Raw genomic sequence first — 14384 nt, forward strand, 5'->3', positions numbered from 1 at the left:
AGAAAACGCTATAATACGCGTATGAAAGCACCTTTTGCCTGGGATCATTATTCCGATCAGCCCGCCATCATCAAAAATAAAGCATTAAAACGTGCCATGCGGCGCAGTGCACTCCCATCGCTCATTAAAACTTTTTTGATTGCCCTCATTACACTGCCTATTGCCCTTTTATTGATCCCTTTTGTGCGACGTCGCCACATTAGCGGTGAGCACTTTTTCGGCATGGGGGTAAACCTCGATAAAGAACCCAATACAACCCCCTATCTACTGGATGAATTAGGGGTCAAAAAGGTCCTGATCCGCATCCCCCTGTGGGAGATGGATCGGTTGCACGAATACGTCGCCTTTATCCGCAGTTTTTCGGGGAAACACATCACTGTTGCGCTGCTCCAAGACCGTGAACACATCACCAGTCCTGATATGTGCAGGGATCATTTCATCCAGATTTTCAAAGCACTGGACGGTGTTTGCGATACCTATGTCATCGGTTCAACCATCAATAGAGCCAAATGGGGATTCTTTAGCGTCAACGAGTACCTCAGCTTTTATTCCGTCGCATACGATCTGAAACTGCAACGCTTTCCCCATCTCAAACTGATCGGCTCCAACGTCATTGACTTCGAACACCATTTTAGCGCCCACACCCTTTGTAATCTTGCAAAAATCAAATTTGATGCGGTAGGAAGCTTGCTCTACGTTGACCGTCGCGGAGCTCCTGAAAACACCCAAATGGGATTTGATTTGATCGGAAAAATAAAATTTCTCGCCGCTTTGCTACGCCTTAGCCCAAAGACCTCCAACGAACTGATCATTACCGAAACCAACTGGCCGATCAAAAACACCGCCCCCTATGCCCCCACCAGTGAGACAGAGTGTGTGAATGAAGAGGATTACAGTGATTTCATGGTGCGCTATCATCTCCTCGCTTTTGCATCGCAGCAGGTGAGCTGCGTTTTTTGGCATCAGTTGATCGCCCCCGGATACGGACTTATTGACAACCGTAAAGGGATACGAAAACGCCCCTCTTTTGATGCCTATAAAACTATGTTATCGCATTTAAATGACGCCGAGTTTATACGCTATCGTCATAATAAAGAGACTCATTCGCTCGTTTGTTCCACCCCTAGAGGAGAATTGAACATTACATGGAATCTCACCTCGACACCTCTCTACACTTATAAGGCTCTCTCGTGAAAATACTCGTCATTCTCCCCAACTGGCTCGGCGACGCTGTAATGGCAACTCCCGCTATAGAAGCACTATGTGCTGTCTATCCCGAGGCGGAGCTTACCTTGGTCGGTTCGTTTGTCAGTATTGAAGCGTTGAAATATCATCCCCAATGCATACGCCATTATGTTGATGAGACAAAAAAAAGGGGCAATCGTCTTGTCAATACACTGCGATTTGCCAAAGAGCTTGGAAAACATGATTTAGCTATCACGTTTCGCAATCAGCTTCACTCCTCACTTCTGCTTTCATGGACGAAAACACCGATTACAGCAGGACGAAAAAGCTGGCATTCGAAACTCTTTCTGACGCATGCCATCAAACCGTTCCATCCTTCTCATTTGGTGGAGCAATATCGCGATATCGCTCAGAGTCTGAGCCCGTCACCTCTTATCACCCAAAACCTTCAGCTCCATATTCCGCCTCATGCCTATTCCCGCCCCACGCTAGGAATTAATCCCGGTGCAACGTACGGAAGCGCCAAACGGTGGTATCCCGAAAATTTTGCCGAAGTGGCTCGTGCTTTGAGTGAACGTTTCGACATTATCCTCTTCGGCGGCCCGAATGAAGTAGGAATGGCCAACGATATTGAGTCACGGTTAAAGGGGATCAATATCACCAATCTTGCCGGTAAAACATCGATACAGGAATTATGCAGTTTTATCGGAGGACTGGATCTGTTTATTACCAACGACAGTGGTCCGATGCATGTCGCGGCGGCCTATCAGGTACCGACGGTGGCGATCTTCGGCCCGACACGCCACACAGAAACTTCACAGTGGATGAATGAAAAAAGTGTTATTGTGAGACATGATATGATATGCGCACCGTGTATGAAGCGTGAATGCCCCTTAGGACATCATGAGTGTATGAAGAGTATCACCTCATCTGAGGTGATAGAAGCTGCTAAAAGTCTAATCTCATCCCAAAGTACCATGAGTCATTATACGTCACATCACGGCTTTTAAGATTGGTATCGATTTGTCGGTATCCGACTTCAAGGCGTCCGTTATCAATCGGTTCAGCATCCAAATGCAGACGTGTTTCCAGATACGAGTCCCCGTCTTTGAAACTCAGTACCGACGGGGCATAATAGAGTGATCCGCCAAGATAAAACGGGAATGGAGTATTCAACGGCAAGCGAAGTTCCGCTTCCGCCCCCAGAGGAATCGCAGCGTACGTATTGCCGTCAAATTTGGTGAATTCACCCTTGATCCCTAATCCCAGTTTCAATCCCGGAACACCCTGAACCGGACGCATAACCATGAAAGAGACCTCCATCAGCGGATCCGGATTGGCAATCGTATTACTGTTATTATTGTCTCCGTTTAAAAAACGGGCACCTATGTAGGTATTTTGCATCGCATTTCCCATTCGTCCCATATCCAAACGAATCTGTCCTTCGACATCCCGACTGTTCACATTCGCTTCGATCTGGTGTGCGGCGAACGCTCCCGAACTGATTAAAGCGCATAAGATTATTTTTTTTAGCATAGTGTCCCCTCATTAATTCGTGCTATAGTAGCCGTCGTACTTTTACCGTCCACAAACTGCACCAGTTTCAATTCCTTAGCAAATTCTGCTCCAACGACCAATTTGCCCTCATAATCTCCCCCTTTGACGAGGATATCGGGGGCAATATTTTTAATCAGTTCATACGGAGTTTCATCACTAAACATCACGACAAAATCGACCGATTCGAGCGCAGCTAAAATGTAAGCGCGATCCGCTTCGGTATTGACAGGCCGTGTAGGTCCTTTCAGAGTACGAACCGAATCATCAGAGTTAAGACCGACAATCAATACATCCCCATAACTCTTGGCCTCTTGGAGATATTTCACATGCCCGACATGGAGAATATCGAAACACCCGTTGGTAAAGACCACTTTCTTCCCTTCACGTTTTAAACGTTCAGAGAGGGCAAAAATTTCTTCTTGCGTTTTGATATGCATATCTGACGTACTTTGATGCAGACTCGATTCATACTCTTCGATCTCGCTGAGTGTTACGGTAGCTGAACCGATCTTGCCCACAACCACTGCCGCAGCATGGTTGGCAAAAGGAGCTGCTTCATCGATACCAAGCCCAGCGCTCAAAGCAAATGAGAGAGATGCAATAACCGTATCTCCCGCACCCGTAACATCATAAACCTCTTTAGCTACCGTAGGAAAACGGCGCATACTCTGATCATAAATAGCGATTCCATCCTCTGAAAGGGTGATCATCGAACATTCTAACGCACAGGTCTCTTTTAAACTTACAAGAGCTTTTTTGAGACTAACCTCATCATTGATGATTATCCCTGTCGCTTCGGATGCCTCTTTTTTATTTGGCGTCAGCAAATAAGCTCCGCGGTATTTTCGGTAATCTTTCCCTTTCGGGTCAACCAACACTTTTTTACCTGCTGCTTTTGCCGTCGCGATTATCCCTCCCGCGACCGCATCGGTAATAACCCCTTTACCGTAATCAGAGAGAATAATAATGTCACACGTATCAATCACATCTATGATATGGGAAACGATTGCGCGCTCGCTTGCTTTATCAATCGATTCTTTGGACTCTTTGTCATAGCGCAAAATTTGCTGATTTGAAGCAATAATACGGCTTTTTTTGGATGTTTTGCGTCCCTTTTGCTGGATCAGGCCATCACTGTTAGCACCGATATCTGAAAGCATCTTTCGTAACTCTTCACCGTTTTCATCATCTCCGATTACCCCGCTCACACTCACCCGTGCACCCAAAGCGATAAGATTGTTGATTACATTTCCCGCACCCCCGAGTACGGTCGTTTCACGAGAGATATCGACTACCTGAACAGGAGCCTCAGGGGAGATACGCTCACACCCTCCCCACAGATAATGGTCGATCATCAAATCCCCGATCACGAGAATATGAGGATGGATATCGCTTAAGTGTTTCATCAGAGTTCCTGCTCAAATAGACGCTTGATTTCCGGCACGTATGCCGCGATTCCCTCTTCGAAGGTAAAACGCGGCGCATATCCCAAAACCGTTTTGGTGGATTCGATATCGGCTTCGGTATGGAACTGATACCGTCCAACATACGGGTTAGGTATATATTCACACGGCAACGACGTCCCTAGTTCATTTTGGAGAATATCAACCATCGATTGAAACGATCGTGCTTTACCGGTTCCGACATTAAAGACACCGTTTTCTTTCGGATTCATTGCGAGGACATTGGCCTGAATAATATCTTCAATATAGATGAAATCACGCAGGATTTGATCCGAGTTTTCAAACAGTTTCGGGTTTTTCCCCGCCAAAAGCTGGTGTCCAAACTGCACGACCATGGACGCCGTTTTATTTTTGAAAAATTCTCTCGGGCCATAAACGTTAAAATAGCGCAAGCCGACAATACTGATATGATCGTATTTTTTAGTATATTTATGCGCTAAATGATCCATCATCAATTTTGAAAAACCGTATACATTTTGAGGAGCTTCCCGCCCGACACGCTGTGGTGATAGAGCGTCACCATAGGTAGCACCGGAAGAGGCATAAATCATATTGGCACCGTGAGCTACGGCAATATCGAGGAGATCTTTAAACGCATTAACGTTCGTCTGAATCATCAAATCCTGTTCTAACGCTGTAGTATCGGAGATCGCCGCTTCATGAAAAATGTAATCGAACTGAAAGTCACGCTTGAGTTTGGCCAGCAATGCATGATCATTGATGTCACCGCTGATCACCTCTCCCCGAAATCCGAGAAGATTTTTAAAATGACCGAAACTTCTCAAATTTCCGTTGGAAAGGGTAATATTTGAACGGAACAAGTCCAGTACCACAACATGGGTATCCGGATAATTCTCTTGAAAATAAAAAGCAAGATTCGAGCCGATAAACCCTGCTCCCCCTGTAATCAAAATAGTTTTACGATTCAACTCGATATCTTGAAAGCGCATAGTTAGTCCTCAGTTAAGGTAGGTGACATATTGTAACAAAGCTTCCATTAAAGGAGAGAAATGTTAGAGTCATTTAAGATTGCTAAGACTATAATGACGACGAAATTTTTAATGGAGAAAACAAATGAAAAAAATTGCTCTTGCAATGTTATTCGCTGGTGTATCTTTGATGGCTGCCGATGGTAAAGCCCTAACTGCTAAATGTGCTGCATGCCATGGTGCTTCTTTCGAAAAAGCGGCTCTTGGTAAATCAGTGATCGTAAAAGGTCAAGCTGCTGGTGCTATCGAAGCTTCTTTGAAAGCATACAAAGCTGGCACACAAAACAAAGCTGGTATGGGTGCATTGATGAAAGGGCAAGTTGCTTCTATGTCTGACGCTGATATCAAAGCAGTTGCTTCTTACGTAGCAGGTCTTAAATAATACCTCGCTCACCGCCTTAAGCGGTGAGTTTTTCTCTTATCTTTAGAATTATTCCGGTTTATACTCTTTTTTACTCACTGCTTCTTGTTTTCGTTGTTGATTCGCAGCATCGTTCAGTTCATGCTCATCATCATACTGTACCTGATTCATCATTTTGGTTTCATCATCAAACTGACCGTTTTTAATGCCCCATAAAAATGCCGCTAATGCAATACCGCCTAAAAAAAGCGATGCACCCAACATCATTGCTATTACCCAACTGTCCATAGGATTCCTTTTATTTATAAAGCCATCGAACCCGCATCGAGTTAGCGACAACGAGAAGCGAACTAAACGACATCGAAATTGCCGCAATCAGTGGAATAACATACCCCATCATCGCAAGCGGTATCGTAATAGAGTTATACACCAATGATATGCCGAGATTTTGTTTGATAAGACCATACGTTTTACGGCTGATCCCAAACGCTTCGGCCAAAGATGTCAGCGAGTCGTTCATCAATACTACATCGCTCACCTCGATAGCAATATCACTGCCATTTCCCATTGCGATAGCGATATCAGCTGCCGCTAATGCCAATAGATCATTAACCCCATCCCCTGCCATCACGACAATATGCCCCTCACTATGAGCTTGCTCAATAAATGCCGCTTTCCCCTCAGGGCTAAGATGGGCATGTACCTCATCGATCCCGACCTCTTTTGCCACTCTCTGTGCCGCTGCTTCATGATCACCCGTGAGCATCACGACACGGAGATTGGATTGTTTCAATGCGGCTATCGACTCATATGCCTTCTCTTTCGGGAGATCACGCAGCTCATAGGTTGCAACCAAATGAGTATTCACCGCATAATAAAAAAGGCTTATGTCACTCGAAGTATCGACATCAATACCCAGTTCCTGCATTAAAAGTGCATTCCCTCCTGCAATCATCGCCCCTTCATGCCGTCCGACCATACCGCGAGCAGGGATTTCACGTGCTTCTTCAATACTGCTGGCTTCAATAACCTCTTCGGTACGTTCCAAATATTCCATCACACCCCGACTGATCGGATGTTTGGAGGAGGAGACAAGCGTATGCAAAGCTCCGATATCAAAAGGATTATGGATATTGGCATAAATAACTTCAGGACGTCCTTGAGTGATCGTTCCCGTTTTATCGAGTACTACCATCGTCGCTTTTGCCATTGTTTCAATCTGAGCCGCCGATTTAAAGAGAATCCCCCTCTTCGCCCCCAGTGCCAATCCGACCAGTGTTGCTACCGGGGTAGCAAGTGCCAACGCGCACGGACAAGCGATGATGATAACCGAGATCCCCACCATAAGCGAGCGATCAAAACTGTGCGGCCAAAAGAACCATGTCCAAAACGTCGCAATCGCCAAAAACAAAATCGTGGAAGAAAAATGCTGAGACAATCGATTCGCCAACTGCTCTATTGAAGGCTTTTGTGCCATTGCATTCTCTAAAAGATTAACGAGATTCGAGAGCGTTGAATGGGCAAAATCTTTCGTTGCTCGATAATGAATCAGCGCATCGATACTCGTCGTTCCACTGATAATCCGATCCCCGATACGTTTAAAAATCGGCTCTGATTCTCCGGTAAGATTGCTTTCATCAAAGCTCCCCTCCCCTAAGATCACTTCACCGTCGATTGCTGAACGCTCACCGCTTCGGATCACGATCACGTCTCCCTCTTTGACCTCATTAACGTCCACAGAGCGGATAGACTCCCCCTCTAGGATACTCACTTCACGCGGAATATGTTTGCCGATGATATCAAGGGTATCGGCGGCATTTTTACGGCTGAGTACTTCGAGAAATTTCCCGAAAAGTACAAAGGTGATGATCATCGCGACCGAATCGAAATAAGCTTCTCCTTTTTCAAATACCGTTATATAGATAGAATAAAGATAGGCGAGACTTGACCCGGTGACGACAAGTAAATCCATCGTAATTGCTTTGTTTCTGAGTCCATAATAAGCACCGCGATAAAAAATCCATCCGCTGTAAAAAAGGACCGGAGTCGCTAATACCCACTCGGCAACATTTAAAATGGTTTTAATATCCTGAGTGATTCCAGTAAAATACCCTGCATATTGGGCCACGGCAATCCACATCATATTCATCGTCGCAAATGTCGCTACCGCCATTCGCAGATAATAATCTTTACGCTCTTTGTTAGCTCGAACCTCTTGAAGTGATGCATCATACGGAAATGCGTTATAGCCTATGGCGCGAATCATATCGATGATCGCGGAGAGTTTCACCGTTTCGGGGTTCCAGGTAATACGGGCTTTATTATTGGTATAGTTGATATGTGCTTCGATCACACCGTCCATTTTGTGAAGCGCTTTTTCATTCAGCCAGACACACGCCGCACAATGGATTCCTTCAATAACAAGGGAAATCTGAGAAAGCCCCTCTTTGGTAGTCGTCACAAACCGCTCGCTAAACGCAGGGGTATCGAAATTGGAACTTGCTTCAAACTGCTCGGTAGGAGGAGATAGTGTCGTGTCTCCCATTTTCGAGTAAAAACTCTCAAGCCCTTCATCTTTGAGAAGATGAAAAATCCCGCGGCACCCGTTACAGCAAAAGCGATACTCCCCGTCATGGATCATCACATCATCGCTGAATTCCAGATGACAGTGATCGCATTTTACTTTAGACATATTCAAACTTCCCTACAGACTTATTTTTTTTCACCCGCTCAAAACTTCCCATAATCCCCTGTATCACGATATGGACACCGCACTCAGCATTCTGTGCATAACCGAGTGCCATTGAGAAATTTGCAGTCGCCTCAACGTTATCAATCGAAAAAGGGATCATAGCACCGGTAAAAACAACTACTTTATCTAATGATAGACTAGCGACGTATTCCGCGCTTAGATCCATCGTATCGGTACCGTGAACGACAATAATGATTTTTTCGCTGCTCTGTGCAATCGTTTGTGCCAACAATGATCGATCATGATTATCCATCTCCAAAGAGTCTTTATAAAGCACCCCTTGGACAGGGATAGGGATCACCAGCGACTCCAGTATTTGTTCAACGGCTTGATTATCATTCGGAACAAACAGTTCCCCTTTGATCGGATCATACCGTTTGTTAAATGTCCCGCCCGTATTGATTATAAGCATTAAAGCAACTCTCCTAATGTATGAATAATACGATCCGCTTTGGAAATCTCAGCTTCAGCGCTAAGGAGAATATTCATCCCCACACCAGCTTTAAGAGAGGCTTCGATATCACGCTCGTTATCCCCGATCATTACTGAATGCTTCATATCCAAATCATACTTTTTTTGTGCCGACAAAAACATCCCCGGTTCCGGCTTACGGCACTCACATGCGCCGTCGATACTCTCATGGTGAGGACAGTGATAGATGTGTGTGATGTAGACTCCCAATTCTCTGAAATGCTCTACCATCCATTGACTTAGTCGGGCAAAATCCTCTTCACTGTAATATCCGCGAGAGATCCCCGATTGGTTCGTGACGATGATAATTAGATACCCTTTTTCCTGATAGGTGCGGCATACCTCGACAATCCCATCCATAAGTTCAAAATCTTCGATTTTATGGAGGTAATTTTTCTCGACATTTACCACACCGTCACGATCAAGAAAAAGGGCTTTATGTGACACTTACGCTACTCCGCCGCCGAAAAGCTCTTTTTCGATAATGTCACAAAGGATATGACCGATCAGAATATGAGATTCTTGAATACGCGGAGTTGCGTTGGAGGGGATAATGATCGCATAATCCGCCATTGCCGCCATTTTTCCACCGTCACGTCCCACAAGTGCTACCGTAGTGACCCCCCGATCTTTTGCCGACTCAAATGCGTTAATGATGTTTTGAGAATTTCCTGACGTTGAGATACCGATAAAAATATCACCCTCCTGAGCCATCCCCTCTAACTGACGAGAAAAGACTTTGTCATACCCATAATCGTTTCCGATAGCGGTGAGGTTTGAAGTATCAGTGGTCAATGCGAGGGAAGGAATTGAAGGACGATCAAACCCGTAACGTCCCACTAACTCTGCCGCAATATGCTGAGCATCCGCAGCCGAACCGCCATTACCGGCTAACATCGTTTTTTTACCTTGTCGATACACTTCGACACATGCTTGCGCTACGGTTACGATCATCTCCAAAAGTGGCTCATTTTCTAAAATCGCCTGTTTTGTCGCTGCCGAGTCAGCAATTTGTTTAATGATGTAATTTTTCATAATAATTTTCCTTTAGTACTTAATTCCGGTTACGGAACGGACTTTTTCCATAATCGGTTGCGCCGCAGCACTCGCTTTTGCTGCGCCCAATTTCAAAAGTTCGCGAACTTCGTCTTGATTGTTTTCGAAATATTCACGACGTTCACGGTAGGGGCGAAAGTACTCCCAAATCACATCATGAGTATAAAGTTTGAAATGACCGTGCCCCTCGCCACCACGTTTATAACGCTCTTGCAATGCCATACATTCCTCATAATCCAAAAAGAGTTTGGCAATGTTGTAAACGTTACAATCTTCATACTCTTTAGGATCTTCCATCGGCACCGCTTCGGTGACGATCTTTTTGATAATTTTAGACTGAATCTTCTCTTCACTGAAAATCGGAATCGTATTGCCGTAGCTCTTTGACATCTTCTGCCCGTCAATTCCCGGTACGGTTGCCACATTCTCATCAACGCGAAATTCCGGAAGAACAAAAATATCGCCGTATTGGTTGTTAAACTTGATCGCGATATCACGAGCGATCTCAACATGCTGAATCTGATCTTTTCCGACCGGAATCACCTCAGAACCGAACAGCAAAATATCAGCCGCCATGAGGACAGGATACGAAAAGAGGCTGTGATTACTTGCAATCCCTTTGGCCACTTTGTCTTTGTAACTGTGCGCCCGCTCCAGCAATCCCATCGGAGTAAAACCGGAAAGTACCCAATAGAGCTCTAGTACCTCTTTTACATCCGACTGTACCCAAAAGGTACTTTTTTGCGGATCCATCCCGAGGGCTAAAAAGTCGGTAGCCGCTTGCATCGTGAGCTTTGACAATCGCTCACCGTCACTGAGTGAACTCATAGCATGATAATTAGCGATAAACGCAAATACCTCATGCTCATTTTGCGATTCGATCATTGCTTTGATCGAACCGAAATAGTTTCCAATATGTAAATCGCCTGATGGTTGAATACCCGTTAAAACTCGCACAATAACTCCTTGAACATAAAGTAATTTTACCGCAGAGTCTCTTAAGCTTCCTCTTAAGAAAAGATATGCTATATTTTTCCATAGTTCAACACAAAAGGATTCATTATGAACGTCCAAATTCGCTCGAAAGAGATCAAACTTACCCAACATCTAAACGACCATATTGCACTTGCTATTGAGAATTTCAAACGTTACCATTTGGACATTACAACGGTCAATGTTATGATTACCAAAGAAAAAAATGGGGTCGGGGTCGAATTTGACATGCACATTGCCCACGCTCAGCCGGTTGTCATCTCCGATGTCGATGAAGATATCGACACCGCCATCGATATGGCGATCGAACGCGCCAATAAAGCGCTGCGCCGCCTTCATGACAAAGTCAAAGATCATCATGCTACTTCACTTCGTGAGATTGAAGTTGCAGAAGAGGCAGCAGAGTAACGCAATGGCTAAAATCAATGTCGTTTGCCCCCATTGCGGGGGCGTGAATGCCATCCCTGTAAAAGAGTCTTATGTAAAAGCCGCATGCGGCCATTGCAAAGCCTCGCTTCTTGATAGCAAACCTATCTCCGTCGATGCCTCTTCCTTTGATCGCTTGATGCTCAATGATGAACGACTTATTATCGCTGATTTTTGGGCACCATGGTGCGGACCATGCCGAAGTATGGCACCTTCATTCGAAGAAGCGGCACGCCATTTCCCTCTCAAAGCCCAATTTGTCAAAATCAATACAGAAGAACAGCAACAACTCGGAGCACGTTTCGGTATCCGATCCATTCCTACCGTAATCGCTTTTAAAAACAACCGCATAATCGATCAGTTCAGCGGTGCTTTACCTACTCCCCAGATTATTGCATGGGTCAAAAAACACCTGTAGTTATTAATCTTTTTTTGATACTCTACCGTTTCATTTAACACAATAGGACAAAACACATGTACAGCTGGATGCTTTGGTTTCATATTATTTCAATGGTATCGTGGTTTGCGGTACTTTTTTATCTTCCGCGCCTTTTTGTCTACCATGTCGAAAATGGAACGAATCAGGGATTTATCGAAGTCGTCGAAGTAATGGAAATGAAGATTTATAAATACATAGGCATTCCCGCGTTTTGGGCAACATTGCTCTCAGGAATAGCATTAATTGTTATGTCTACACAGCACTACAACGGAGTAAATGTATTTCAGATGGGGGGATGGATGCACGCGAAACTGACTCTCGTAGCCATTTTAGCCGCTTATTTTTTCACACTTGGACATTACCGTCTCAAATTAAAAGAGAACACAGCGTATAAAAGCGGGAAGTTTTTTCGTATGTATAATGAAGTACCCACCCTTTTATTGATGGGTATTGTTGCGTTGGTTATCGTAAAACCGTTTTAATACTCTGATCGTGCTGTATATCCGTTTACCCTTCGACAAGCTCAGGGCGAACGGGAGGATTATCGAAACATGTGGTAAATTACCACATCGACCGTGTTTTATGCGGTTTCGGTTTACGATTCGTATTTTTCGCTTTAGCTTTAAAGAGTACCGGAGTCCCCTCGAAATCAAACTGCTCTCGTAACTGATTCGTCAAATATCGACGATAACTGAAGTGAAGCCCCTGCGGCTTGTTCATGATCAGTGCGATACGCGGTGGACGGATATCGTACTGGGTTGCAAAGTAAAGACGGATATTCATACCGTTGATACTCGGAAGGATGTGTTTACGCATCGCTGCTTGGATCACTTCGTTCAGTTTACCTGTAGAGATACGCTGTGAATAGTTCTCATTGATTTTGAGGAGCATATCAAAGATTTTGTGTACACGCTGTTTGCTCTGTGCGGAGATGGTAACGATTGGAGCGTAACTCAAAAATTTAAAACGGTCGCGTACTTCGGCGATAATTTTGTCGTAGTCCTCTCGCGGTGCCAGATCCCATTTATTGAGAACGATCAGACATGCTAGACGATTTTTATCGACAAACCCTGCGATTTTTTCATCCAAATCCATAAACGGTTGTGACGCATCGAGTACAAGCAAGGCGATATCCGCCGTTTCGAGCATCTCTTCGGTGCGCATAAGGGCATACTTTTCGATTCCGAGAATTTTTCCCCGTTTACGAATCCCTGCGGTATCGATAAAGGTGATTTGCTTATCTTGATACTCCACCATTTCATCGATCGGATCGATTGTCGTTCCGGCAACCGAACTGACCACTGAGCGATCTTCTCCGAGCAATGCGTTAAGCAATGAGCTTTTCCCGACGTTGACACGACCGATGATCGCCACTTTCATCTGATTAACGTCACCCGCTTCGTACTCTTTGACGATTCCGCGATACGCCTCTTCGAGTGCTTCGATCGACGTCTCCTCTTCTTCATCATCCTCTTCAGGAATAAAGAACCCATCGTCCTCATCTTCATCAAACTCTTCATCATCCGATGAAGCTTTCAATGCCGCATCAAATCCGTCCATCTCGTCTTCTTCTGCCATTTCGGCTTCAGGCTTAACGATAGAGGATTCAGGGAGTTCAGAAGCGATCCAATTTAAAAGTGGCAAAACCGAACGGTTATGAGATACCGAAATACCGAAAATACGCTCTGTCCCGAACTCATAGTATTCCCACAGTTTCTCTTGCATTTTGTCATTGTCGATTTTATTAACCACCAAAGCAATCGCTTTTCCCATCGACTCAAGCTCATAAAAAAGCTTTTTGTCATCCTCTTCAGGGAGACTTTTACCATCTACCATAAAAAGGATGATATCGGCTTCATGTGCCGCTTTCAGTGACTTTTCTTTGATCCGGTCGAAGAGTTCACATCCCTCATCCAAACCGCCCGTATCGAGAATCTCTACCTCTTTGTCCACCACTACGGCAACCCGTTTTTTGACATCACGTGTCGTACCCGCTTGTTCAGAGGTGATCGCATCACGTTGTTTTAACAAACGGTTAAAGAGGGAACTTTTGCCGACATTCGGACGACCGATAATCGCTAATTTTTTCATAGACTTCCTATTGTTTATGCCTTTTCAAGAGGTTAATCCCGAATGGCTGTGCGCATGGTGCGTAATAGCTGCGCTGTAATTGATATTTAATTATAGCGTAGATGCCCTTATGATATGATTTCAAAATGATAGCTTATAAATATGAACACTTTAAAAATGATCTTCAGCATCTCATTGTCTTATGTGAGCCATTCCGAGCGGATACGATTATTGCCGTTGCCAGAGGAGGGATGACACTAGCCCATGCCCTTTCAATGGCTTTGGATATCCGCAATCTGCAAAGCATTAGAATAGAGAGTTACGACGGTGAATGCCAACGCGAGAGCGTAAGTATTTCAGGGCAGTGTGACCTTTGCGAATCGAAGCGTGTTCTTGTCGTTGACGATATCGTTGACAGCGGACAAACACTGTTTTCCCTTATGCCACTGCTGCGTGAACAAAATCCCTCATGTGACTTTAGAACCGTTGCCCTCTTTACCAAAACTACCGCCCTGCTCCAACCCGACTTTTCCTTACACGAAGCTCGTGATTGGATTGATTTTTTTTGGGAAAGAGATTTTTTAAAAAGTGATTCGATATAATCCGACAACCACAAAGATTT

At 44.7% G+C, this 14384-nt stretch carries 17 protein-coding genes; 7 read left to right on the forward strand and 10 right to left on the reverse strand.

The window, feature by feature from the left end:
* Positions 1 to 21 precede the first annotated feature (21 nt).
* The gene (locus PHI47_RS04135) at positions 22 to 1194 is read left to right on the forward strand and encodes a glycosyl hydrolase (RefSeq protein WP_299934059.1); all 1173 of its coding nucleotides are present in this window, start codon (positions 22 to 24) and stop codon (positions 1192 to 1194) included.
* The gene (waaF, locus tag PHI47_RS04140) at positions 1191 to 2195 is read left to right on the forward strand and encodes a lipopolysaccharide heptosyltransferase II (RefSeq protein ID WP_299934062.1); all 1005 of its coding nucleotides are present in this window, start codon (positions 1191 to 1193) and stop codon (positions 2193 to 2195) included. The genes PHI47_RS04135 and waaF overlap by 4 nt, the downstream gene beginning before the upstream one ends.
* Here waaF and PHI47_RS04145 read toward each other — a convergent pair.
* The 3 genes from PHI47_RS04145 to rfaD are packed head-to-tail and all read right to left on the reverse strand — an operon-like array spanning position 2134 to position 5155.
* On the reverse strand, positions 2134 to 2721 hold the full coding sequence (locus PHI47_RS04145; RefSeq protein ID WP_299934064.1) for a YfaZ family outer membrane protein: 588 nt from the start codon (positions 2719 to 2721) through the stop codon (positions 2134 to 2136). The two genes, waaF and PHI47_RS04145, sit on opposite strands and share 62 nt — an antisense overlap.
* Entirely contained in the window at positions 2715 to 4148 is a 1434-nt protein-coding gene (gene rfaE1, locus PHI47_RS04150; protein ID WP_299934066.1) for a D-glycero-beta-D-manno-heptose-7-phosphate kinase, read from the reverse strand. Before rfaE1 ends, PHI47_RS04145 begins: the two co-directional genes overlap by 7 nt.
* Positions 4148 to 5155 (reverse strand): ADP-glyceromanno-heptose 6-epimerase, encoded by a 1008-nt coding sequence (gene rfaD, locus PHI47_RS04155; protein WP_299934068.1) that lies wholly within the window; start codon positions 5153 to 5155, stop codon positions 4148 to 4150. The genes rfaE1 and rfaD overlap by 1 nt, the downstream gene beginning before the upstream one ends.
* Positions 5156 to 5279: 124 nt before the next feature.
* On the opposite strand from rfaD, the gene PHI47_RS04160 reads away from it, so the two are divergent.
* Complete coding sequence (locus PHI47_RS04160; RefSeq protein ID WP_299934071.1) at positions 5280 to 5576, forward strand: c-type cytochrome; 297 nt, start codon at positions 5280 to 5282, stop codon at positions 5574 to 5576.
* Between the two features lie 48 nt (positions 5577 to 5624).
* Here PHI47_RS04160 and ccoS read toward each other — a convergent pair whose 3' ends face one another.
* Genes ccoS through trpS form a run of 6 tightly spaced genes read right to left on the reverse strand, consistent with a single transcriptional unit; the run spans position 5625 to position 10791 of the window.
* A complete protein-coding gene (gene ccoS, locus PHI47_RS04165) occupies positions 5625 to 5843 on the reverse strand; it encodes a cbb3-type cytochrome oxidase assembly protein CcoS (RefSeq protein ID WP_299934073.1) in 219 nt (72 codons plus the stop codon).
* Positions 5844 to 5853: 10 nt separating this feature from the next.
* Positions 5854 to 8247, reverse strand: coding sequence for a heavy metal translocating P-type ATPase (locus PHI47_RS04170; protein WP_299934075.1), 2394 nt, complete (start codon positions 8245 to 8247; stop codon positions 5854 to 5856).
* Complete coding sequence (locus PHI47_RS04175; protein ID WP_299934077.1) at positions 8240 to 8719, reverse strand: asparaginase domain-containing protein; 480 nt, start codon at positions 8717 to 8719, stop codon at positions 8240 to 8242. Before PHI47_RS04175 ends, PHI47_RS04170 begins: the two co-directional genes overlap by 8 nt.
* Complete coding sequence (gene gmhB / locus PHI47_RS04180; protein ID WP_299934079.1) at positions 8719 to 9225, reverse strand: D-glycero-beta-D-manno-heptose 1,7-bisphosphate 7-phosphatase; 507 nt, start codon at positions 9223 to 9225, stop codon at positions 8719 to 8721. The genes PHI47_RS04175 and gmhB overlap by 1 nt, the downstream gene beginning before the upstream one ends.
* Positions 9226 to 9813 carry a D-sedoheptulose 7-phosphate isomerase gene (gene gmhA, locus PHI47_RS04185; RefSeq protein WP_299934081.1) on the reverse strand — a complete coding sequence of 196 codons (588 nt, stop codon included), beginning with the start codon at positions 9811 to 9813 and terminating at the stop codon, positions 9226 to 9228.
* Positions 9814 to 9825: 12 nt separating this feature from the next.
* Positions 9826 to 10791 carry a tryptophan--tRNA ligase gene (gene trpS / locus PHI47_RS04190; protein ID WP_299934083.1) on the reverse strand — a complete coding sequence of 322 codons (966 nt, stop codon included), beginning with the start codon at positions 10789 to 10791 and terminating at the stop codon, positions 9826 to 9828.
* A 105-nt stretch (positions 10792 to 10896) separates the two neighbouring features.
* Here trpS and raiA point away from each other — a divergent pair, with 105 nt between their 5' ends.
* The 3 genes from raiA to PHI47_RS04205 are packed head-to-tail and all read left to right on the forward strand — an operon-like array spanning position 10897 to position 12174.
* The gene (gene raiA / locus PHI47_RS04195) at positions 10897 to 11235 is read left to right on the forward strand and encodes a ribosome-associated translation inhibitor RaiA (protein WP_299934085.1); all 339 of its coding nucleotides are present in this window, start codon (positions 10897 to 10899) and stop codon (positions 11233 to 11235) included.
* Between the two features lie 4 nt (positions 11236 to 11239).
* Entirely contained in the window at positions 11240 to 11671 is a 432-nt protein-coding gene (gene trxC, locus PHI47_RS04200; protein ID WP_299934087.1) for a thioredoxin TrxC, read from the forward strand.
* A 56-nt stretch (positions 11672 to 11727) separates the two neighbouring features.
* Positions 11728 to 12174 (forward strand): CopD family protein, encoded by a 447-nt coding sequence (locus tag PHI47_RS04205; RefSeq protein ID WP_299934090.1) that lies wholly within the window; start codon positions 11728 to 11730, stop codon positions 12172 to 12174.
* Positions 12175 to 12253: 79 nt separating this feature from the next.
* On the opposite strand, the gene der is transcribed toward PHI47_RS04205, so the two are convergent.
* On the reverse strand, positions 12254 to 13783 hold the full coding sequence (der, locus tag PHI47_RS04210) for a ribosome biogenesis GTPase Der (protein ID WP_299934092.1): 1530 nt from the start codon (positions 13781 to 13783) through the stop codon (positions 12254 to 12256).
* A gap of 125 nt (positions 13784 to 13908) precedes the next feature.
* On the opposite strand from der, the gene PHI47_RS04215 reads away from it, so the two are divergent.
* A complete protein-coding gene (locus tag PHI47_RS04215) occupies positions 13909 to 14364 on the forward strand; it encodes a phosphoribosyltransferase family protein (protein ID WP_299934094.1) in 456 nt (151 codons plus the stop codon).
* The last annotated feature ends 20 nt before the right edge of the window (positions 14365 to 14384 follow it).

The organism is Sulfuricurvum sp., assembly GCF_028713855.1.
GTDB lineage: Bacteria > Campylobacterota > Campylobacteria > Campylobacterales > Sulfurimonadaceae > Sulfuricurvum.

Coding starts and splice junctions, on each gene's coding strand:
- PHI47_RS04135 (WP_299934059.1), top strand. CDS start 22: ATGAAAGCACCTTTTGCCTGGGATCATTATTCCGATCAGCCCGCCATC.
- PHI47_RS04145 (WP_299934064.1), bottom strand. CDS start 2,721: ATGCTAAAAAAAATAATCTTATGCGCTTTAATCAGTTCGGGAGCGTTC.
- rfaE1 (WP_299934066.1), bottom strand. CDS start 4,148: ATGAAACACTTAAGCGATATCCATCCTCATATTCTCGTGATCGGGGAT.
- rfaD (WP_299934068.1), bottom strand. CDS start 5,155: ATGCGCTTTCAAGATATCGAGTTGAATCGTAAAACTATTTTGATTACA.
- PHI47_RS04160 (WP_299934071.1), top strand. CDS start 5,280: ATGAAAAAAATTGCTCTTGCAATGTTATTCGCTGGTGTATCTTTGATG.
- ccoS (WP_299934073.1), bottom strand. CDS start 5,843: ATGGACAGTTGGGTAATAGCAATGATGTTGGGTGCATCGCTTTTTTTA.
- PHI47_RS04170 (WP_299934075.1), bottom strand. CDS start 8,247: ATGTCTAAAGTAAAATGCGATCACTGTCATCTGGAATTCAGCGATGAT.
- PHI47_RS04175 (WP_299934077.1), bottom strand. CDS start 8,719: ATGCTTATAATCAATACGGGCGGGACATTTAACAAACGGTATGATCCG.
- gmhA (WP_299934081.1), bottom strand. CDS start 9,813: ATGAAAAATTACATCATTAAACAAATTGCTGACTCGGCAGCGACAAAA.
- raiA (WP_299934085.1), top strand. CDS start 10,897: ATGAACGTCCAAATTCGCTCGAAAGAGATCAAACTTACCCAACATCTA.
- trxC (WP_299934087.1), top strand. CDS start 11,240: ATGGCTAAAATCAATGTCGTTTGCCCCCATTGCGGGGGCGTGAATGCC.
- PHI47_RS04205 (WP_299934090.1), top strand. CDS start 11,728: ATGTACAGCTGGATGCTTTGGTTTCATATTATTTCAATGGTATCGTGG.
- der (WP_299934092.1), bottom strand. CDS start 13,783: ATGAAAAAATTAGCGATTATCGGTCGTCCGAATGTCGGCAAAAGTTCC.
- PHI47_RS04215 (WP_299934094.1), top strand. CDS start 13,909: ATGATAGCTTATAAATATGAACACTTTAAAAATGATCTTCAGCATCTC.